11 protein-coding genes and 1 other RNA gene are annotated in these 18,339 nt (G+C 59.7%); 11 read left to right on the forward strand and 1 reads right to left on the reverse strand.

Going from position 1 to position 18,339, the window contains the following annotated elements; all coding sequences use genetic code 11:
• Nucleotides 1-36: 36 nt before the first annotated feature.
• A complete protein-coding gene (locus tag AQ996_RS05975; RefSeq protein ID WP_055251902.1) occupies nucleotides 37-1,464 on the reverse strand; it encodes an IS3 family transposase in 1,428 nt (475 codons plus the stop codon).
• A gap of 152 nt (nucleotides 1,465-1,616) precedes the next feature.
• Here AQ996_RS05975 and ffs point away from each other — a divergent pair.
• The 11 genes from ffs (at nucleotide 1,617) to AQ996_RS10110 (ending at nucleotide 18,187) form a co-directional block, all read left to right on the forward strand.
• Nucleotides 1,617-1,712, forward strand: an RNA gene (gene ffs, locus AQ996_RS09550) — signal recognition particle sRNA small type.
• A 350-nt stretch (nucleotides 1,713-2,062) separates the two neighbouring features.
• On the forward strand, nucleotides 2,063-3,937 hold the full coding sequence (locus AQ996_RS05980) for an ABC transporter ATP-binding protein (protein ID WP_055251903.1): 1,875 nt from the start codon (nucleotides 2,063-2,065) through the stop codon (nucleotides 3,935-3,937).
• On the forward strand, nucleotides 3,938-5,797 hold the full coding sequence (locus tag AQ996_RS05985; RefSeq protein WP_055251905.1) for an ABC transporter ATP-binding protein: 1,860 nt from the start codon (nucleotides 3,938-3,940) through the stop codon (nucleotides 5,795-5,797). It begins immediately after the preceding gene.
• A 121-nt stretch (nucleotides 5,798-5,918) separates the two neighbouring features.
• The gene (bilS, locus tag AQ996_RS05990; RefSeq protein ID WP_055251907.1) at nucleotides 5,919-6,470 is read left to right on the forward strand and encodes a flavodoxin family protein BilS; all 552 of its coding nucleotides are present in this window, start codon (nucleotides 5,919-5,921) and stop codon (nucleotides 6,468-6,470) included.
• A gap of 994 nt (nucleotides 6,471-7,464) precedes the next feature.
• Nucleotides 7,465-8,022, forward strand: a complete 558-nt coding sequence (locus AQ996_RS05995) for a signal peptidase I (RefSeq protein ID WP_055251909.1) — start codon at nucleotides 7,465-7,467, stop codon at nucleotides 8,020-8,022.
• 71 nt (nucleotides 8,023-8,093) lie between these two features.
• A complete protein-coding gene (locus AQ996_RS06000) occupies nucleotides 8,094-8,789 on the forward strand; it encodes a hypothetical protein (RefSeq protein WP_055251911.1) in 696 nt (231 codons plus the stop codon).
• A gap of 92 nt (nucleotides 8,790-8,881) precedes the next feature.
• Nucleotides 8,882-9,529 (forward strand): hypothetical protein, encoded by a 648-nt coding sequence (locus AQ996_RS06005; RefSeq protein WP_055251913.1) that lies wholly within the window; start codon nucleotides 8,882-8,884, stop codon nucleotides 9,527-9,529.
• 3 nt (nucleotides 9,530-9,532) lie between these two features.
• The gene (locus AQ996_RS06010) at nucleotides 9,533-15,010 is read left to right on the forward strand and encodes a hypothetical protein (protein WP_055251915.1); all 5,478 of its coding nucleotides are present in this window, start codon (nucleotides 9,533-9,535) and stop codon (nucleotides 15,008-15,010) included.
• Entirely contained in the window at nucleotides 15,003-15,572 is a 570-nt protein-coding gene (locus AQ996_RS06015; protein ID WP_055251917.1) for a hypothetical protein, read from the forward strand. Before AQ996_RS06010 ends, AQ996_RS06015 begins: the two co-directional genes overlap by 8 nt.
• Before the next feature lie 2 nt (nucleotides 15,573-15,574).
• Nucleotides 15,575-16,273 carry a hypothetical protein gene (locus AQ996_RS06020; protein WP_055251920.1) on the forward strand — a complete coding sequence of 233 codons (699 nt, stop codon included), beginning with the start codon at nucleotides 15,575-15,577 and terminating at the stop codon, nucleotides 16,271-16,273.
• Nucleotides 16,274-16,927: 654 nt separating this feature from the next.
• Nucleotides 16,928-18,187, forward strand: a complete 1,260-nt coding sequence (locus AQ996_RS10110) for a hypothetical protein (protein WP_253274612.1) — start codon at nucleotides 16,928-16,930, stop codon at nucleotides 18,185-18,187.
• Nucleotides 18,188-18,339: the final 152 nt, after the last annotated feature.

The following is an 18,339-nucleotide window of genomic DNA, read 5'->3' on the forward strand; positions in this document are numbered from 1 at the left end:
GGGACCTCGGACGTTTTTCCGGACCATGTCCCGGCGCTATGCCGCATGGTACCTCTCCTCGCGATACTCCCTAATGGTCTTCCATCCTAGGTCCTTCTTGAGCTTGCCGTCCCTGTACCACTCGATGTATTCGCCGAGCAGGCGGGAGAACTCGTCGAACGGCACGCCGGTCCAGTCCCTGCCCTCGAAGAAGTCGCACTTGAGCGTGCCGAAGAACCCCTCGGCGCGCGCGTTGTCGGGACTCCGGGCCCTCCTCGACATCGAGCGCACCACCCCGGGGCCGCACGCCTCGCGCCACTCGCGCCCCATGTAGACGGCGCCGCCGTCGGTGTGCACCGTGAGCGGCCGCTCCTCCGTCGGGCCGACTATCCCCACCAGGTCCCTGAGCATGCCGACCATCAGGTCCGAGTCGGCGTGGACCGAGACCCTCCAGCAGATCGGCCAGCCGTCGAAGCAGTCGATCGCCGGCGACAGGTACGCCCTGTACCCGTCGAGCCTGAACTCCGTGACGTCGGTGACCACGAGCAGGCCGGGCGCGGCGGCGTGGAAGTCGTGCGTCCCGTCCCCGCGCAGGGGGACGTTGGCCGGGCGCTCCGCGAGCTCGCCCCGGTAGCTGCGGTACCTCGCCCTCCTGCGCATTTGCGCCGCCTTGCGGGCGACCAGGCCCTCCTCGCGCATGATCCGGCGCACGACCTTCTCGGACGCGACGACGGGGGTCTCGGCGTCCCCGGGCGCGAGCGCGCGCCACGAGACGGGCTCGCCGGGCCCCCTCCTGAGGTCGGCGGTCACGGACTCGGGCCCGTAGGCGCCGCCGCTCGCCTCGAACGACGCGCGCACGCGCTCCCTGAGCGCGGCCTTGGGGTCGGGCCTCGAGATCCTGGACGCCTGGTCAAGATAGGTGCTCTTCGGGATCGACAGGGTCCTGGTCACGTCCGCGAGCCTCACCGCCGGCGAGAGCCTCCTCGCCGCCTCTCCCGCCCTGTGCTTCTCCTCGTTCGTCAAAGAGCCAGGGCCTGGTGCTTTTAGGACGTCCAACACCGCCAGGGCCTCGGCGAGCCTGACCTCGGCCTCGCGGGCGCGCTCGGCGGGGTCGTCCGGGAGCCCCTCCAGGCCCCAGTCCCGCCAGTCCGTCTGCATGGGCGGCTCGCCGCCGGCCCCTCCGCGCCCGGTCCCCTTCATCCTGCCCGCGCCCCCTTCGGCTCGACGCTTCCGCGGGGAGGCGGGCGCGGCGCCCGCGCGCCTCGCGGCGAACGCGGGGCTGCCCTCGCCGTGCGAGCAGTGCATGCGCTCCGCCCGGTCGGGCATCTCGCGTGCGGTCAGCTCGCCCGCCTCCTCAAGCTTGAGCCAAGCATACAGGTTGTCCTTGTTCGGGAAAAGCGGCAGGCTCCTGCAGGCGGCGGGGGCGGACAGGCCACTCCGGTGGAACTCCCAGAGAATCCCCTCGCGCTCCTCTTTCGTATACATCGGACTCCCTCCTGGACCCAGATTGGGTCCGAGATTTTGTCCGAGGTCCCTATTCCACCGCAACTCAAAAGTGGTCTTTTGGCCCTGTCCCAAATTAGCTATCTTGCCCCATCGGGCGGGAGCGGGTAAGATATACCGAGCGCCTAGCGCGTTCGATGGGTTCGGATGACGACATGTTCCGAATCTGGTCAGGTCCGGAAGGAAGCAGCCATAAGGAGCCTCTGTCGGGCATCCGAATCCATCGAGCGCACGGGCGTTTTTTGGTGCCGCGACATGGCCCGGCCGGCGGCGAGGTATTTGGTGTCTCGCTGGTCCTCGGCTTTGCCTGCGGGATCGCTCGACTACCAAACACCTCGCCGCCGGCCGGGCCCCGTCGTCCAAAAATCACCCGTAAAGGCGCGTTAATCTGAACAATTCAATCCCTTGTCTAGTGCTGCTCATTGGCTTTGCCAAAACATGTTCGGGCGTTTTGTCTCTGTGCCTAGTTTCCTGATTGTTTCGGGGGCTTGTTCTGTAACGAGTTGCTTACGCATCTCCAGGGCTCTCCGTACTATCATGAATCAGATTGAAGAGAGATGATGATAGGGAGCGCCTATACATGATTGAGCTGCTCAGGCGTTTTGGTGGCAAGTTTCGCCGATATATGGTGATCGGCCCTGCGTGTAAGTTGATCGAAGTGATCTTTGACCTGCTGACGCCGCTCGTGATTGCCCAGATGATCGATAAAGGTATCGGCGCGCACGACGTGAACGCCGTTATCTGCTACGGCATGGTACTTGCCGCTATGGCCGTGATCGGCATCTCGTTTACGCTCGTCTGCCAAAAGATGGCGGCGCTCACCTCGCAGGGCATGGGCACCGACATTCGAGGCGCGCTCTACCAGCACATCAACAAACTGAGCTACGCCGAGCTCGACCGCTTTGGCACGCCGTCGCTCATCACGCGCATCACCAACGATGTCAACCAGGTGCAGCTTGCCGTGGCGCTGGGCGTGCGCATGCTCATCCGCTGGCCCTTCCTGGCGGTGGGCTCCATGTGCGCGGCCCTTGCCATCGACCTTAAGCTCGGCATCATTTTTTTGATCTGCACGCCCGCTATCGGCCTGGTGTTTTGGTTTGTCATGGCGCGCTGCATCCCGTATTACAAGCAGCTGCAGGCAAAGCTCGACCGCATTGCGCTCATTTGCCGCGAGGGGCTTTCGGGCGCCCGCGTGGCTCGCGCCTTTGTGCGCGAGGACCATGAGCGCGAGCGCTTTGCCCAAGCCGCCGATGACCAGGCCAATACTGCCATCGCGGTGGGCAAGCTCTCGTCGATTCTCAACCCCGTCACGTTTTTGGTGATGAACCTGGGCGTGTGCGCCATCCTGTGGGTGGGCGGCATCCAGGTCAACGTAGGTGAACTTACGCAGGGCCAGGTCATGGCGTTTGTGAACTATATGACGCAGACCCTCGCCTCCATCGTGTACGTCGCCAACCTGGTCGTTGTCTTTACCAAGGCGAGCGCCAGCGCGTCGCGCATCAATGAGGTGCTCAATTGCGTGCCGAGCATCACCGACGAGGGCAACCAGCCGGTCGCGCTGCCTGAGCCGAGCGACCTGGCGGGGGACACCACTCCGGTTTCCGCGCTGAGCTTTGACCATGCGAGTTTTTCGTTTGGCGCGGGCGCGGCAAATGCCGTAAACGACGTGACTCTGGATCTGCCGCTGGGCAAAACGCTCGGTATTATCGGCGGCACGGGCAGCGGCAAGTCCACGCTCGTCTCGCTGATCCCGCGCCTGTACGATGCAGGTGCCGGCAGCGTGTGCGTGATGGCTACCGACGTGCGCGCTTGGCCGCTCGACCAGCTGCGCCATGCGGTCGCGACCGTCCCGCAGCGCGCGTCGCTGGTGAGTGGCACGATCCGCAGCAACCTGACCTGGCGCGACGAGGTGGCGACCGACGAGGAGCTCTGGGCGGCGCTCGATATGGCGCAGGCCAGCGAGTTCGTGCGCAACAAGCCACAGGGGCTCGACGCCCCGGTCGAGGCGGGCGGCAAGAACTTTAGCGGTGGCCAGCGCCAGCGCCTGACCATTGCGCGTGCCTTGGTGGGCTCGCCGCAGATCCTGATTATGGATGACTCCGCCTCGGCGCTCGACTTTAAGACCGACGCGGCGCTTCGTCACGCCATCCGCGAGCGCAGCGGTCGCGGTGCCGCCGGGGGCGGGCTGCCGCTGACGACCGTCATCGTGAGCCAGCGCGTCTCGACCGTGCGCGATGCCGACATGATCTGCGTGCTCGACCACGGCTCGGTTGCGGGCCTGGGCACGCACGACGAGCTGTACGCAAACTGCCAACTCTATCGCGAGATTTGCCAGTCGCAGCTTCGTCGCGAGGAGCTCGAGGGCCAGCAGGGGAGCGCGGCACCCGCGTCCGTCCCAAGTCCCGCGTCCGCCCCGGCTGCCCCGGCATCCACTTGCGCAAAGGAGGGCTGCTAAATGAATCCGTACACTTCTTCCGGTTCGGTCGCCACGATGACGGCCAACGTGTCCGGCAACGATAACCTCAACGACCTGGGTGACGGTCCGCGCCAACCCGGCGACCCTGAGCGCTATCCCGTGGGAGCGGTGACTCGCCGCCTGCTGGGTTATGTTCGCCCGCATCGCGTTTCGTTTGCGGCGTCGTTTGTGAGCGCCGCCGTCTCGGTGATCTTACAGCTCTATACGCCTATTCTCATTGGCGAGGGCATCGACCTGATTATCGCCGCGGGCCAAGTGGACTTCGATGCGCTGCTGCCGCTCGTCACCAAGCTCGCGCTCGTCGTGGTGGGGGCCGCGGCCTTCCAGTGGCTGCAGGGCTACTGCGTAAACCGCCTGTCCTACGAGACGGTGCGCGATATGCGCGTGGAGACAAGCGACAAGCTCAGCCGCATGCCGCTCAGCTTTATCGACAGCCATGCCCACGGCGACCTTATGAGCCGTGTGGTCAACGATGTCGACCAGGTGGGCGACGGTCTGCTGCAGGGCTTTACCCAGCTCTTCACCGGCGTCATCACCATCGTCGGCACGCTCGCGTTTATGCTCTCCATCAACCTGACCATGACGCTTGTGGTGGTGCTCGTCACGCCGCTTTCCATCTTTGCGGCCGGCGCCATCGCAAAGCTCTCCAACAAGAGCTTTGCGGCCCAGCAGCGCATTCAAGGCCAGCTCGGCGGCCATATCGAGGAGTATGTGGGTGAACAAAAGCTCGTGGACGCGTTTGCCTACGGCCCGAGCGCTCGGCAGCGCTTCGATGCCCTCAACGCCGAGCTTTATACGGCAGGTGAGCGCGCGCAGTTTATGGGTTCGCTTTCCAACCCCGGTACGCGCTTTATCAACAACATCATCTACGCCGTGGTTGCCGTGATCGGCTGCGTGGGCGTGATCACGGGCGTGCCGGCGGCGCTCACGGTGGGCGGCGTGCAGATCTTCCTGTCCTACGCCAACCAGTACACTAAGCCGTTCAACGAGGTCACGAACGTCATCACGCAGGTCCAGACCGCGTACGCTTCGGCGCGCCGCATGTTCGCGTTGCTCGATGCGCGCGAGCAGGAGCCCGACGCTGTGGATGCCGTGGAGCTTGTCGCCCCGCAGGGCGAGGTGACCTTTGAGCACGTGGACTTTAGCTATGTGCCCGACCGCAAGCTGCTGCAGGATATCTGCATCGAGGCCAAGCCCGGTATGCGCTTTGCCCTCGTCGGTCCCACGGGCTGTGGCAAGACGACGCTCATCAATCTGCTGCTGCGCTTTTACGATATCGATGCTGGGCGCATCGCGGTCGATGGTCGCTCCTCGCGTGACTACACGCGCGCGAGCCTGCGCCGCGCCTTTGGCATGGTGCTGCAGGACACCTGGCTGTTCGAGGGCACGGTGGCGGACAACATCGCCTACGGTTGCCCCGATGCCACGCGCGAGCAGGTCGTCGAGGCCGCCAAGCGCGCGCACGCACACAAGTTTATCGTTCAGCTGCCAGGCGGCTACGATACGGTAATCGGCGAGGACGGCGGCACGTTTAGCCAGGGCCAAAAGCAGCTGCTGTGCATCGCGCGCGTCATGCTCACCGACCCGGCGATTCTGCTGCTGGACGAGGCAACGTCGAGCATCGATACGCGTACCGAGCTGCAGGTACAGGCGGCATTCGACGAGCTCATGGCTGGCCGCACGAGCTTTGTCGTGGCACACCGCCTGTCGACGATCCGCAACGCCGACTGCATTCTGGTGATGCGCGACGGCCAGATTATCGAGCGCGGCACGCACGACGAGCTGCTGGCGGCAGACGGCTTCTATGCCGAACTCTACCGCAGCCAGTTCGCCCAGTAGGGCCCAGTAGGGGCTGCCGATTAGCGGCAGATGGTTTACATCTGCGTCGATAGTACTAAGATATGCTTTTAATAAATCGCATTAGTGGCTTTAGTTTTGGGGGAAACGAGGCAACGTGACTATGACGTGCGCTTTGGTGGTCAACAGCAAGAGCGGTAATACCAGGATGGTTTCGGGCGCGATCAAGCGCGCTCTGCAGGCTGCGGGCGTTGAGTTTGTCCATGCCGCGGCGTTGAGCGACGATGCGGATGCAGATCAGGTTGCGCTCGAGGCGCAGGGCGCCTGCGCTGCCGATACGGTGCTTGTCGGTTTTTGGTGCGACAAGGGTGCCTGCACGCCCTCGGTGGCGGCGTTGCTCTCCGCCTTGCACGGCAAGCGCGTGTTCCTATTTGGCACCTGCGGCTTCGGTGCCGACCAGAGCTATTTTCAGCAGATTATCGACCGCGTATCGTCCAATTTGGCTGGGGATGCCGAGCTTGCGGGCTGGGCGATGTGCCAGGGCAAGATGGGCCCCGCGGTTAAGCAGCGCTACGAGGCCATGCTCGAGCAAGATCCCGAAAACGCCCGATTTAAGATGCTGCTCGACAACTGGGTTGCCGCGAAGGACCATCCCACCAAGGAAGATCTGGACAACATGGTCGCAGCCGCCAAGAAGGCCGTGCTGGGCGAGTAGCTTCGCCGTTCGCGGTCCTTCGTGCAAAACAATACAAATGTGAAAGCCTCGAAATCCTCGAGGCTTTTTTCTTAACACGGGGGTGCGCCGTGGCAAGCGTCTGGGGGCTTTCCCATCATCCGGATAATAAGTCGGTTTTGAACGATGCGGTCTCGTGCATTCGCTGGATGTATCGCTAGATGGAGTACGGCTACCAGACGTATCCGGGCTTCTTTACGCACCATTCGATGGGATTCGTATAGCAAGACGCCGCCGGGCGGGCGCCACGTTGCAGAACCTAGGCCTAGCAGGTGGCTGATAATTCCATACCCAAATGTATCCAGAGTGGAATGGGCTTTCCGGATGGGCGGGGTTGCGGAAGCCGTGTCCCGGAATTTGCCTTTGGAATGGGATGCGGTTTCCCGTTGAAGGGCTCTGTGGAAACTACATCCCAGTATTCGGTCGAGAAATGGGATGTAGTTTCCGGTTGAGGGTCTTGGCGGAAAGCGCGACCCGGAATTTGCGGCCGAAGCGGGATGTGGCTTCCCAACGGGGCCGCAAGCGGAAACTGCATCCCACTTCGCAAGCGAATTCTGGGACACAGTTTCCAGCGGGTTGTGGGCTGCGAACTAGATGGGGCAGCCATGAAACTCCAATAGGGGGGGTTAAAAACAAATGGTACATCCAGCAGTTAGTTTTAATGTGGGGGGGGGGTACGATTCTTTTGGTTGCGCAAAATATCGGACCTCCTATTGAGGAATTGAGTAGCGGGTCGATCACAGGTATTGGATAAAGCAGGTCATTTTGGGGATAAATGACCGCTTACGCCAAAATAAGTAGCATTAGGCGATGAGATATTGATAAAACTGTAGGACATCACTATGTTTTCTTAATAAGAAGAGATTCCAAATTGGCTTATTTCGGACTCACTTTTCAATCGCCTTGCGGTTCCTGTTGAAACTTGCTGACCTTTGGATGGGTCGAATAAGGCCTCGATGGGGATGAATTAATCATTATGGCGGCGCGCGGACTCAAACGATTTATTGCACTTCTTAGCAGCATGGCGCTCGCGCTTGTCATAGCCCTTGCCGTTGTTTCTTTTGCTCCCCGCGCATTTGGATACACGCCTTTTGCAGTGCTTTCGGGCTCTATGGAGCCCGAGCTTCCCGTCGGCTCCATGGTGTTTGTTCGCCAGGTTGATCCAACGGATATTGCCGTGGGCGACAATGCAACTTTTTACCGATCCGACGGCGCCGTAGTGACGCACCAGGTGTACGAGGTCGACCCTGTGGCGCAGACGATCAGCACGCAGGGAATCGCAAACAAAAATGCAGATGGAACCATCATGCACGACGCCGAGCAGACTCCTTTTTCGCGCGTGATCGGTGTCGTTTCTTTTTGTGTCCCTTACCTGGGCTTCGTTAACGCATATTGCACGACGATGCCCGGTTTGCTTGTTGTGGTGGCCGTTCTGGCGCTGCTGGCCGCGGCGTCGATTGTGCTCGATCGGATGGTTCCCGACGAGCCTGCGGACAAGCATGCCCGCGCGCATGCGAGGGGGCGGCGTCCATAGCGGCAGGGGAGAGGTGTCGACAACGGCAATGGCCGTTGCCGGGGAAAACGATTCTCGAAAGGAAGAGAACGATGGAGAACAAGAGGAAAAAGCGCTACGGCATCGTTGCCGCCTTGCTGCTGCTGGTACTGGCTGCCGGCGTGGGCACCTACGCCTGGCTGACGGCGCAGTCGATCCTGACCAATAACTTCACCACTGCGGGCATCAACAAGCCCACTACCAATCCCGACCATCCGGATCAGCCGCTTCCGGATGATAACACTAAGGTCAACGGCAACCTGACCGAGACCAAATGGGTTAAGGACTCTAAGCTCGCCCCTGGCGTGTCTGTTGCCAAGAATCCCAATGTGGGTATTGGTAAGGGGTCCGAGAACGCTTATGTGTACGCTTTCGTGAAGAACGAGACGGCGTCTGATACGGCCGCTGATTCCCATAAGACTTACTTCACCATTAATCAAGGCTGGAAAGCCGTTCAGGCAGATACCGTTACGGGTGAGCCGACTCATTATCTCGGTGGCCTTTTCGTTTATGTTGGCGAAGGAGAAGGAGCCGAGGCTACTCCGCTTATTGCCAGCGAGACTGAGGATAAGTGGACTGGCGAGCTGTTCAGCCAGGTGACCACGCCCAAGGAGACCGAGCAAAAGGATTTCGCTAACCCTGCAGTGATGAAGGTCAACTGCTTCATTTACGCAGCAGACAATACCGCTGAGGGTTCGTCTACGTCAGCCTTGAATGCTGCCAAGGATTGGGCTAACGGCCTGAAGTAATCCCACCCCCTCCACCGAGATCCTGACCCGCTCCCCATCCCCATTTTCGGGTCGGGATCTCGGTCCCCTTTGATCGACGATTGGCGAACGTAATGCTCAACAATCTTTCCGACAATCAGAAACGCACCTTGGCGCTTGCCGCGATGGCGCTGTTGGCCCTGGCGTGCCTGTGCGGCACGCTGGCTTTCACCGTTGATATGGTTCCGGCGAACAACGTCCTATCGTTTGGCAGCGTGAAGGTACGAGTCTGCGAATACACCCTAAACGAGCAGGGCGAGGAGATTCCGTTTGAGGCCGACGAGCACGGGGACTATCCCGACACCGAGGCCGGGGGCTCTGACATCAGCCGCATCGTGCGCGTGGAGAACGCCGGCGCGCAGCCTGAGTACGTTCGCGCCCGTCTGCGCATGACGTCGGTGGCGCCCGACGGTTCGAGTGCGGACGCCTCGGGCAACGTCGCCTTTCACGTGAACGCGGGCGAGGGGTCCCCGTGGATCGATGGCGGCGATGGGTGGTACTACTACCGCGGATTGGCCGGACGCGGGGGCGTGCTCGATTCCGGTGCCATGACGGAGAGCCTCATGGACTCGCTGCGCTTCGTGGGCGACTACCACGATGCCGCGCGCGGCGGCTCATTCAGGCTCGATATCGACGTCCAGGCCGTGCAGGCCAAAAACCAGCAGGCAAGCGATACCGTCCTCGACGTGCTCGACGCCGCGGGCTGGCCGGAGGCGAACTAGCCCATGGAGATTATGAACATGAACCGAGGCGTGCTCGGCAGGCTGATCGCCGTGGCGGCAATCGCCCTTTGCTGCGTTATGGCGCTGCCGGCGGCAGCGCATGCCGAGGATCAGACCGAATTCCATATCACAAACAGGAACGACTTCCTGGCGTGCGTCGCGCTGTCGCGTCAACGTGACACGTCGAAGTGGCGCGTCTATCTCGATAACGATATCGTTCTTAACGATGAAGATATGAACGCCATTGTTGCGAATACGGTCAAGCACCTCTCCTTCGGCAACAAGGACTATCCCTTTAGGGGCGTCTTCGATGGCCAAAACCACACCGTGACGGGTCTTAACTACGCCAACAATATGTTGGATCCCGAGCGCGATACGGGCTTTTTTGCCGAGACCGATGGCGCCACCATCAAGAACTTCCTAGTTAAGGACGCCAACATCTGGGCGGACTTCCGCGGCGGCATCATCGTGGGCAGGGCGATCAACACCCACTTCGAAAACGTTATGGTCATGGAGAGCACCCTGCACGTTACATGCGCCAACAACATGCTCAACGTTATTACCAACGCGGGCTTTGAGGGTGGATTGATTGCCGGCGAGCTCGACGGCTGCACCCTCTACAACTGCGAGGTCCGTGGTGGCCGCGCCGTTAACAACACGACTTCGGGCGTGCAGGCCATCGGCGGCGAGGGCCTGTATATGGCGGCGTTTGCCGGCTACGTCAAGAACTCGACCATCGAGTACTGCCGCGTGACGCCTACGCGCAACAAGGATGGTTCGATTGCCGTTAAGGGCATGACCGACGTTACCAATAAATACGACGTTGCCATTGGCGCCCTGGGCGGCAACAACGTGTATGCCTCGGGCTTTGTGGGCTGTATGGCGGGCGGCGCCAAGATTATCGACTGCTTCTCGACGGCGCAGTGCTACAGCTATGCCGCATCGTACGTGGGCGTCGTCTCCGTAACGCGCGCGTGGACGGGCGGCCTGGCGGGCCGTATTTTAACTGAAGAGGGCAACGAACTCATCCGTAGTCATTTTGCGGGTGACCTGAGCTCGCGTCAGTACAATCCCATCGCCGTGATTCCCATTATTCAAAACGACGTGAACTTGGGCGGTATTGCTGCGCGCGCCAACAAGGACGACGCGACGGTCACCGAGTGCTACTTTAAGCCGAGCGTGAGCCTAAACGGAAGCAGCCAGGGTACCGCGGCTAAGAAAAAGATTTACGCCCTTGCGGGTGACGGTACGGTATCAGGTGCCGGATTCGGTCCCTGGGACGACGAACGCTACGTCACACGTGAGCTGTGGGAGCAGCATGATTACGACTTCTGTGCCGGCACCATGCGCTCTACTGCTAACGACAAGACGCCGGGCGCCCAGCACGCCAATGAGTGGGCGATGGACTACAGGTTGGGCATCCCCGTGCACGGTCAGAGCGTTAAGGCGACGATTGATTTTCCCGGTGCGGGTACGGCAACTGTTCTGGCAACCATGTTGGGCAAAGACCAGTCCACCAGCGATCCGTACACCTTTGCCGTGAGTGCTGTGCTGGCCGGAACGGCACAGGGCCTTGCCACGGGCGATACTTCGGTGACGTTTAAGCAGGAGACCTCTGCAAAGCCCAAGGGCCTGACCAATGAAAACGGTGGCTACCGCTTTATGGGTTGGTTCCGCGAGCCCAATGTACACGTGAATCGCATTGGCCAAGACAACAGCTGGTTTGACGGCAAGACCGATGATGCTGCTATAGAGGCTGGCAAGCGTGTTGCGAAGACTTCGACCTATAAGGCGGACAACGGCAAGGACCATGCCGAGAGCGAGGGCTTCAAGGGCAACGACCTCTTCATTGCGTCGTACGAGGCGCAGGTGCTGTTCTATAACGTAAAGGGCGAGACACTCAATTGGCATGACGGCGTCAAACACGATGCTTCAGTGGACTGGTACCGCTATGGCGTCGGTCTGACGCCTGCTGCCCCGGTTAATCGCGGCGGCTTGCCGGGCAGCGCAACCTTTGTCGGTTGGACCACACAGCGCAGCAACGAGGAGGGGATGAACGGCGGCTATGCTGCTATCACCTCGACTGAGTTAGCCCAGCTTAAAAATCAGGGAGCCTTTTATCCTGCGGGTAGCGAGATCACTGTTGTCCGTCCAACCGACTTCTATCCCGTGTACAGCGACTACGCGTCGAACATCATAACGGTGTTCGAGGGCAATGAGCATGATGAGCTCGATGATGTGCGTCAGCGCGTTGGCGTGGGCACAACCAAAGTCGACGTCAAGACTGCCGTGGGCGGCGCCAGCGTCTACACGGTACAGGTGTGCGACACGAACGATACGCCCCTGTCCAAAGACGACGAGCTGCCCGATGGGTATCGCTTCCTGGGCTGGTACGAAAGCAAAAAAGCCGCCGACGGGTCCGAGGTCGAGGTGCGCGTGAGCCGCGACTTCAGCTATAAGCTTCCCGCCAGCGTCGATCTGACCGTCCCGCACACCTATACGGCGCGCTTTGAGTACCGCGTGGATTATTACGTTAAGGCATTTACAAATAGCGGTCTAACGGACAGCAAGAAGTTGTGCTCGATTTGGAATAAATACAAGTCGCCCTTCGAGGAAAACGTCGGCGCGACATATGTTCGTGAAAACATTATCCATTGGGGTGCTGGCACGGACGCCTCCGCCCATGTGCTGCACGATGATAAGAATCCAGCAGATAAGTGCACCACCGTTCTCTCTAATGCGACGAAAATCATTGCGCCTATACACGCCTACTCCCATAACGTGCGTAACGACAGCGGCGCAAACACTCTCAAGGATATGATCGCCGACACTGATTTTCCGGGAGCTGGAAAACTGAGCGATGAGAAGGTTGACGCTAAAATCAAAGTCCAATTTCATTCTGCGCATCCTAGGTATCACTTCAGTTTTTGGACGCTCGAAAGACCCGTCGACGGTTCTTGGACATATATAAGTAATCCTTTTTCGAGTTACGTTTTAACGACGGAACAATATTTTGTTCGCGCTATGGTGACTACGGATGTCACCTTCTATGACAAGTATGACAACGTCAAGCAAACCGCTACTCGACGCTATGAAAGCAACTTGCTTCAACAGAAAACACCAGAAGGTAAAGACCCGACGTTCCTGTATTGTTATCCGCATCTTTATAAGGACAAGACGGTTAATAATTGGCCCTACGACGGAAACGAGAAAGACATCAATCCCTACCTGACTCTTCAGGCTTCCCCGACTGATGCTCAAATGGACAATGTGCCGGGTCATAAGTTCCTGGGCTGGATCTCTACGGCTGAGGTCAAGGAGGGCTCTGCCGTCTGGAACTATATCTACGATGTTAAGGACGATAAATTCACCACGTCTGACCCGGATAAGGCCGAACCGTATCTGGTGAAAGCAGATTTCAAGGTCACCCAGTACCAGGATGCCTATCCGGTGTACGCGAAGTACGACGTTAACTACACCACCAACCTGCACCGCGTAGGTTTCGATGGCACGGACAAGGTCAATGTGCCTAAGTACGATAAGAACGACATCGCGCCCGTTATCAACGCGGACACCGATCCTGCTACGGCAACGGTGACCCCTGACGTCACGACGCCGGTTTATAAAGCGGGCGGTGAGCTGTATAAGTTGCAGAAGGTTGAGATCGAGCTTCCGAACGGCGAGATCAAGACGCTTCCCTACGATGTGGAGCATGGTACTTGCTCTTATCCGGTGGAACCCGGCGGAGCCTATACATTCGTGGCGTACTATTCGCCGTTGGCGGTTGTGTACCACCTCAATGCCACGGATGTGGACGGCAAAGTTGCTCAGCAAGGCGATATGCTCGGCAACCTTGATGGCGGCATCCCGAAGCCTACTTATGACGTCCGCACTATCGATGGGGATACAGGTAAGTTCAACGTCTTCGTGGGCTGGACGGAAGCCCAGCCGGCACCTGGCAAGGGCTATGTTGTTTGGCCGGACGGTCTTCCCATGGTGAACAAAAACACTGTGGTCAAGGCTCCCATGGAGCTGTATCCGGTATATCGAGCGTGCACGGCACAGGTCCAATCGAATATCGACGATGACCTTGCAAATCCCGGTTCCATACGTGGGTTCGAACGCAGCGCTTCCGGCGATCAGATCTCGCTTGTCGCCACGACCCACGTTGAGGGCGAAGCCGGCACCTCGTATGACTTCGTGGGCTGGTCGAGCGACTACAACAAGGAAAATGGCAGCTACACCCTGATGACCGATGACGAGAGGTATCCCCTCGAGGGCAACGAGCCCTTTGAGAGCGTGACCTACACCGCGGTGTACAAGATCGCGCCGTATAAGGTGCGCTATCACGGTGTCGACGGGTCGGTCGTCTTTACGGCGACGGTCGACTCGGACGGCGAGCGAGCGACGGGCGCCGGCTTTGTCCATAACGTCGATGTTCCCAAGGTGGATGAGAGCGGCAACCCGGTCTATGACAAAAACGGCAATCCCGAGATGGAGAAAAAGTCCGTGGCATACGACCCGGACGCCCACTCCAAGATCGTCGCGCTGCTCGATGAACAGGCGGCCAGCGGTGACGTACGCGAGCTCTTCCTGGAGTGGCGATATGTGCCTGCCGTTGGCGCTCCGAAGTCTTGGGATGAGTTTAAGAGCGAGCCGGTCAAGGGAGACATGGACCTGTATCCCGTGACGTATCGAGTGGCCGCCAACGATACGTCAGATACCGAGAGGCCCGTAGCCATGACCGCGCAGCTTAAGTGGCTGCTCGATCCCACCGCTGGCAACACAGTCGACAACAACGCCGACGAGGCGCCGTTTAAGGCCTGCTTCGCCGAGCCGTTTATGGGGACGCAGCTGACTGTCACAGTTAAGCAGGCGAGCTACGGTCCTGGTGCGTCCATGGCGGAGGAACCCGTTAACGACCAGTATGTCTCGCTCTACAGCTTGGGCTCGGGTAACGGTTCGTTCGACTTGGCCAACCGCCTGGAGTCCAAGAAGACGGGCGAAGGGGGGCAGGCTCCCGGCAATGCCGTGTTCGACTTCGCCCAGACTCATGCGCTGACGATCGTTAAAAAGACTACCGATGCTAGTGCCATGGGACAGACGTTCCGCTTTAAGGTGACGAAGACGGCGGAGGGAGCCTCTCCCGAGACGCGCGTGGTCGAGGTGAAGGTCGATAAGCAGCAGCCGGAAAACGGTGAGACCTGGTATGTCGGCAGCGTGCAGTTCGCCGCTCCGGCGGGCATCTATACCGTCGAGGAAGACACGAATTGGGCATGGCGCTACGAGGGCGAGCTGAGCACGCCGGGCAAGGCGCCCGGTAAATCTGCCGAGCTGACGATTTCGTCTGCTTCGAGCGCGGGCGATGCGGTGGTGACGTGCGTCAACACGCGCGCGAAGGACAAATGGGTCGATGGCGGCTCGCGTGCCAAGAATGTTTGGGAAAACGGCACGCTGAGGAGGGAGGACAAGGATGACTAAGCGCAAGCGGATCGTTGCCCTCCTTGTCGGCGTCCTCCTTTTGGCCGGCGTCGTCGGCGCCTTTGCGTGGCTTTCGGTTACGGGCGTGCTGGTCAACGAGTTTGGCTTTGGCTCGGTGGCGCCTTCGGTGGACGAGACGCGCAAGGACAACGTGAAAAGGGATGTCTCGGTAAAAAACACGGGCTCGGCTCCGGCATACCTGCGTGTCGCGGTGGATATCTACTGGCAGGATAAGGATGGCGCGCGCCTGTGGGATGAGCCGGTTGCCGGCACCGACTACACCATTGAGTGGGGCGATAAAGGCGATGCCTCCGCCACTAACAGACCTTCGTCTTGGGTTCTTGCGAGCGACGGGTTCTACTACTGGACGTCTTCTGTTAAGCCGCTCGACAAGACGGGCGTGCTCATCAAGAGCGTGTCCGAAAAGAAGGCAGATGGTAAAAACCTAGTCGTCGACATTTCGACCCAGGCAATTCAGTCTACGCCCGACGATGCAGTTAAAGAGGCATGGGGTTGCACGGTCAATGATGGCGTGCTGGTGCCGCCGCATGGAGGTGCGTAAGTATGGCATTCCCAATTCGCAAAGGTGTTGCGCGCTCCTTGCGTTGCATGGTCGCGGCCATTTTCTGCGTGGTCGCGCTCGCTGTTCCCGCCCGTGCGTTTGCCGATACTCCCGCGATTGCCTATGACGGAAATGCGCGCCAGCTGACGGTAACGGGGGCGACGGGCTCCTCGGGGGAGCCCGATCTGTTTCCCGCCTTTAAAGATCTAATGCCCGGCGATGCGCGCGAGCAGCAGATCGAGGTTCGTGCCACGGGCGTAAAGTCCCAGGTACGCGTGTTTGTGCGGGCCGTTGTCAATCACGAGACGGCACACCTGCTGTCGCCCATTACCTTAACGGCGTCGGCTGGCGATGCGTCTGACGGTTGGCTCCAGACGGGAACGCCGGGCAGCGTGTTCGCCTATCCCACGCAGGTCGCCACGTTCACGAGCGATGGCAGCACGGTGCTCAATCTGCAACTAAGTGTCCCGACGTCGGTGGGCAACGAGCTTGCCGACGCAAACAAGACCATTCGCTGGGAGATCACCGCCGAGGACGATGGCGAGGAGATTCCCGTGCGACCTGCTGGCAGCAAAGGGGCCGGCGTGCTTGGTTTGGCGGCAACCGGCGACAGCACGCTCACGTTGCTTTTGATGTTGCTGTCACTTGCAATCATCGCTTTTATTGCTGCGCTGCTTTTGTCCCGGAGGAATAAGCGCTAGGTCCATCTTCTAAACGCAATGCCCTCCCGGGCGGCGGGCACGAAGTTCCCTGCTCTACAGTCCTGCGCAAGACGAAGGCCACATTAAGTGGCCTTCTTTGCGTGCGGAACTCGCGATGAACTTCGTGCCCCGCCGTCCGGGAGGACGCCTCTTTATTGATGGGAGGCCTGATAGGTCGATGGTTCCGTGCCCGGATGCGTCCAAAGTGGGACGGGCTTTCCGGATGGGCAGGCTTTCGAAAAATGCGTCCCGGAATTTGCCTTTGGAATGGGACGTAGTTTCCCGTTGAGGTGCTTTGCGGAAAGTGCATCCCACTCTGGGCGGTCGAAGTGGGACACACTTTCCCAAAGGCGCTCCAACGGGAAATTGCGTCCCATTATTCGGTCAAGAAACGGGATGCATTTTCCCAATGAGAGCAAAACCGGAAAATGCATCCCACAATCAGCCCTCAAAGTGGGACGCCGTTTCCCGATGAGGCACTCGACGGAAAATACATCCCAGAAATGGCCTTTGAGCTGGGATAAGATTTCCGCGGCATCTCGGATTCTCAAAAATGAGACACGCCGTTGGCGAAAATGAGACACGTGATATCGGGCATCGGATGTATCATTTGCAAAAATGAGTCCACTCCACTCGAATAAAGCGAGGTCCCTCATGTACGTTCCACACCCCCGTATCCGTAGGCTGTCGAAAATCCCGCTTGTTGGGATGGCGGCGCTTGCTGCGTTGATCGCCACGAGCGTCGCCTGCTTCACGGCCACGCCCCAGGTTGCCCAGGCGGCAGACGCGCCCGCAATCACCGATATGACCGAGCAGGATTATCAAGCCCTGGGTCTGGGCACGAGCGAGGATATTCCGGCCGATACCGTCGGCCCCTATTCCACTGATACCCCCACGACGTTTGCCACGCGCAGCGAGGTCTATATGGCAGCTAACGGTAGCCATGGCAATCGCTACACTCTGCGCGACAAGCTCGAGAACGTCGAGCGCGGTGACATTGGCGGCAGCAGCAAACTCACCGATGGCTATGGAAGTGTGTGGGGCGCCGCAAAGTTCTGGCAAAACGTCAACAACTTCGATACGAACAGCGATCTCTACAAGCATAGCGACTACGGTGGCGGCACCTGGTCGTACCTAAGCAACAATGAGTCCTCAACAGTACTCGCCAACGACAACAACGGTTTCTCGGGCATTCACGCCACGAGTGTTGAGTTCTGCAGCGACGCCAGCACGGGCAAAAAGAGCCGCGTTGCCGAGCTCCGTGCCTACGGCGACAGTTCCTCCACGACGATTGACGGCAAGTCATACGCCGGAAAGGTTGAGCTGGTCCTCTACTCGTTTAGCAACGGGCGCACGCGCACTCTCGACACACACCTGCCGGTGACGGTCAACACTAATATGATGTACGAAGGCCGTTTTAAGTACCTGGATGCCGGTTACCTGCAAGAGCACGACGCCGTCTTTGATGTCGAGGCGGGCGATGTCGATGGCGACGGCGTCGACGAGCTTTTTGTCTACGCGGGCTGCTATGTCGACGAGAACGGCGTGCGCAAGGCTGTAGTCGACATGTATGACTTGGAGGGCGGCAACTGGAAGCAAAGCGTCGTCAAGATCGATGCCGGTAACGCCGCGGACTACACCACGCACAACAAGGGCGGGAACGACTCCTGGACGCAGCTTCAGTCAGCTCCTGTCGTTTCGCTAGCGGCCGGCGACCTCGATCGCGTTTTTTCGATGACCTCGCCATCGTGGTCTCGGCACCCTACGGCAAGAAGAATATTGATAAGTCGACGCATTGCGAGCTGTTTTCGTGGGATGCATCCAAGGGTGCGCTCGTCCATGTCGATGCTCTGGGCGACGCGGGCGCAATCTCCCTCTCCGCGAACGGCAAGACCATGGTCGCTGCGAATGTGACGTTCGGCACGTTTGCCGCCTACGATGAAGAAGGAAAGAAGACGGGTGAAACCGTCACGGGCCTTATTCTTGCGGGCTATGACTGGCAACGCAGCGCTTTTGATTACGGCGCTTCTGACGGCAGCAAGGGGCTGTACGGCGCGCTGTACCGC

Source organism: Collinsella aerofaciens (assembly GCF_001404695.1).
GTDB classification, from domain to species: Bacteria; Actinomycetota; Coriobacteriia; order Coriobacteriales; family Coriobacteriaceae; genus Collinsella; species Collinsella aerofaciens_E.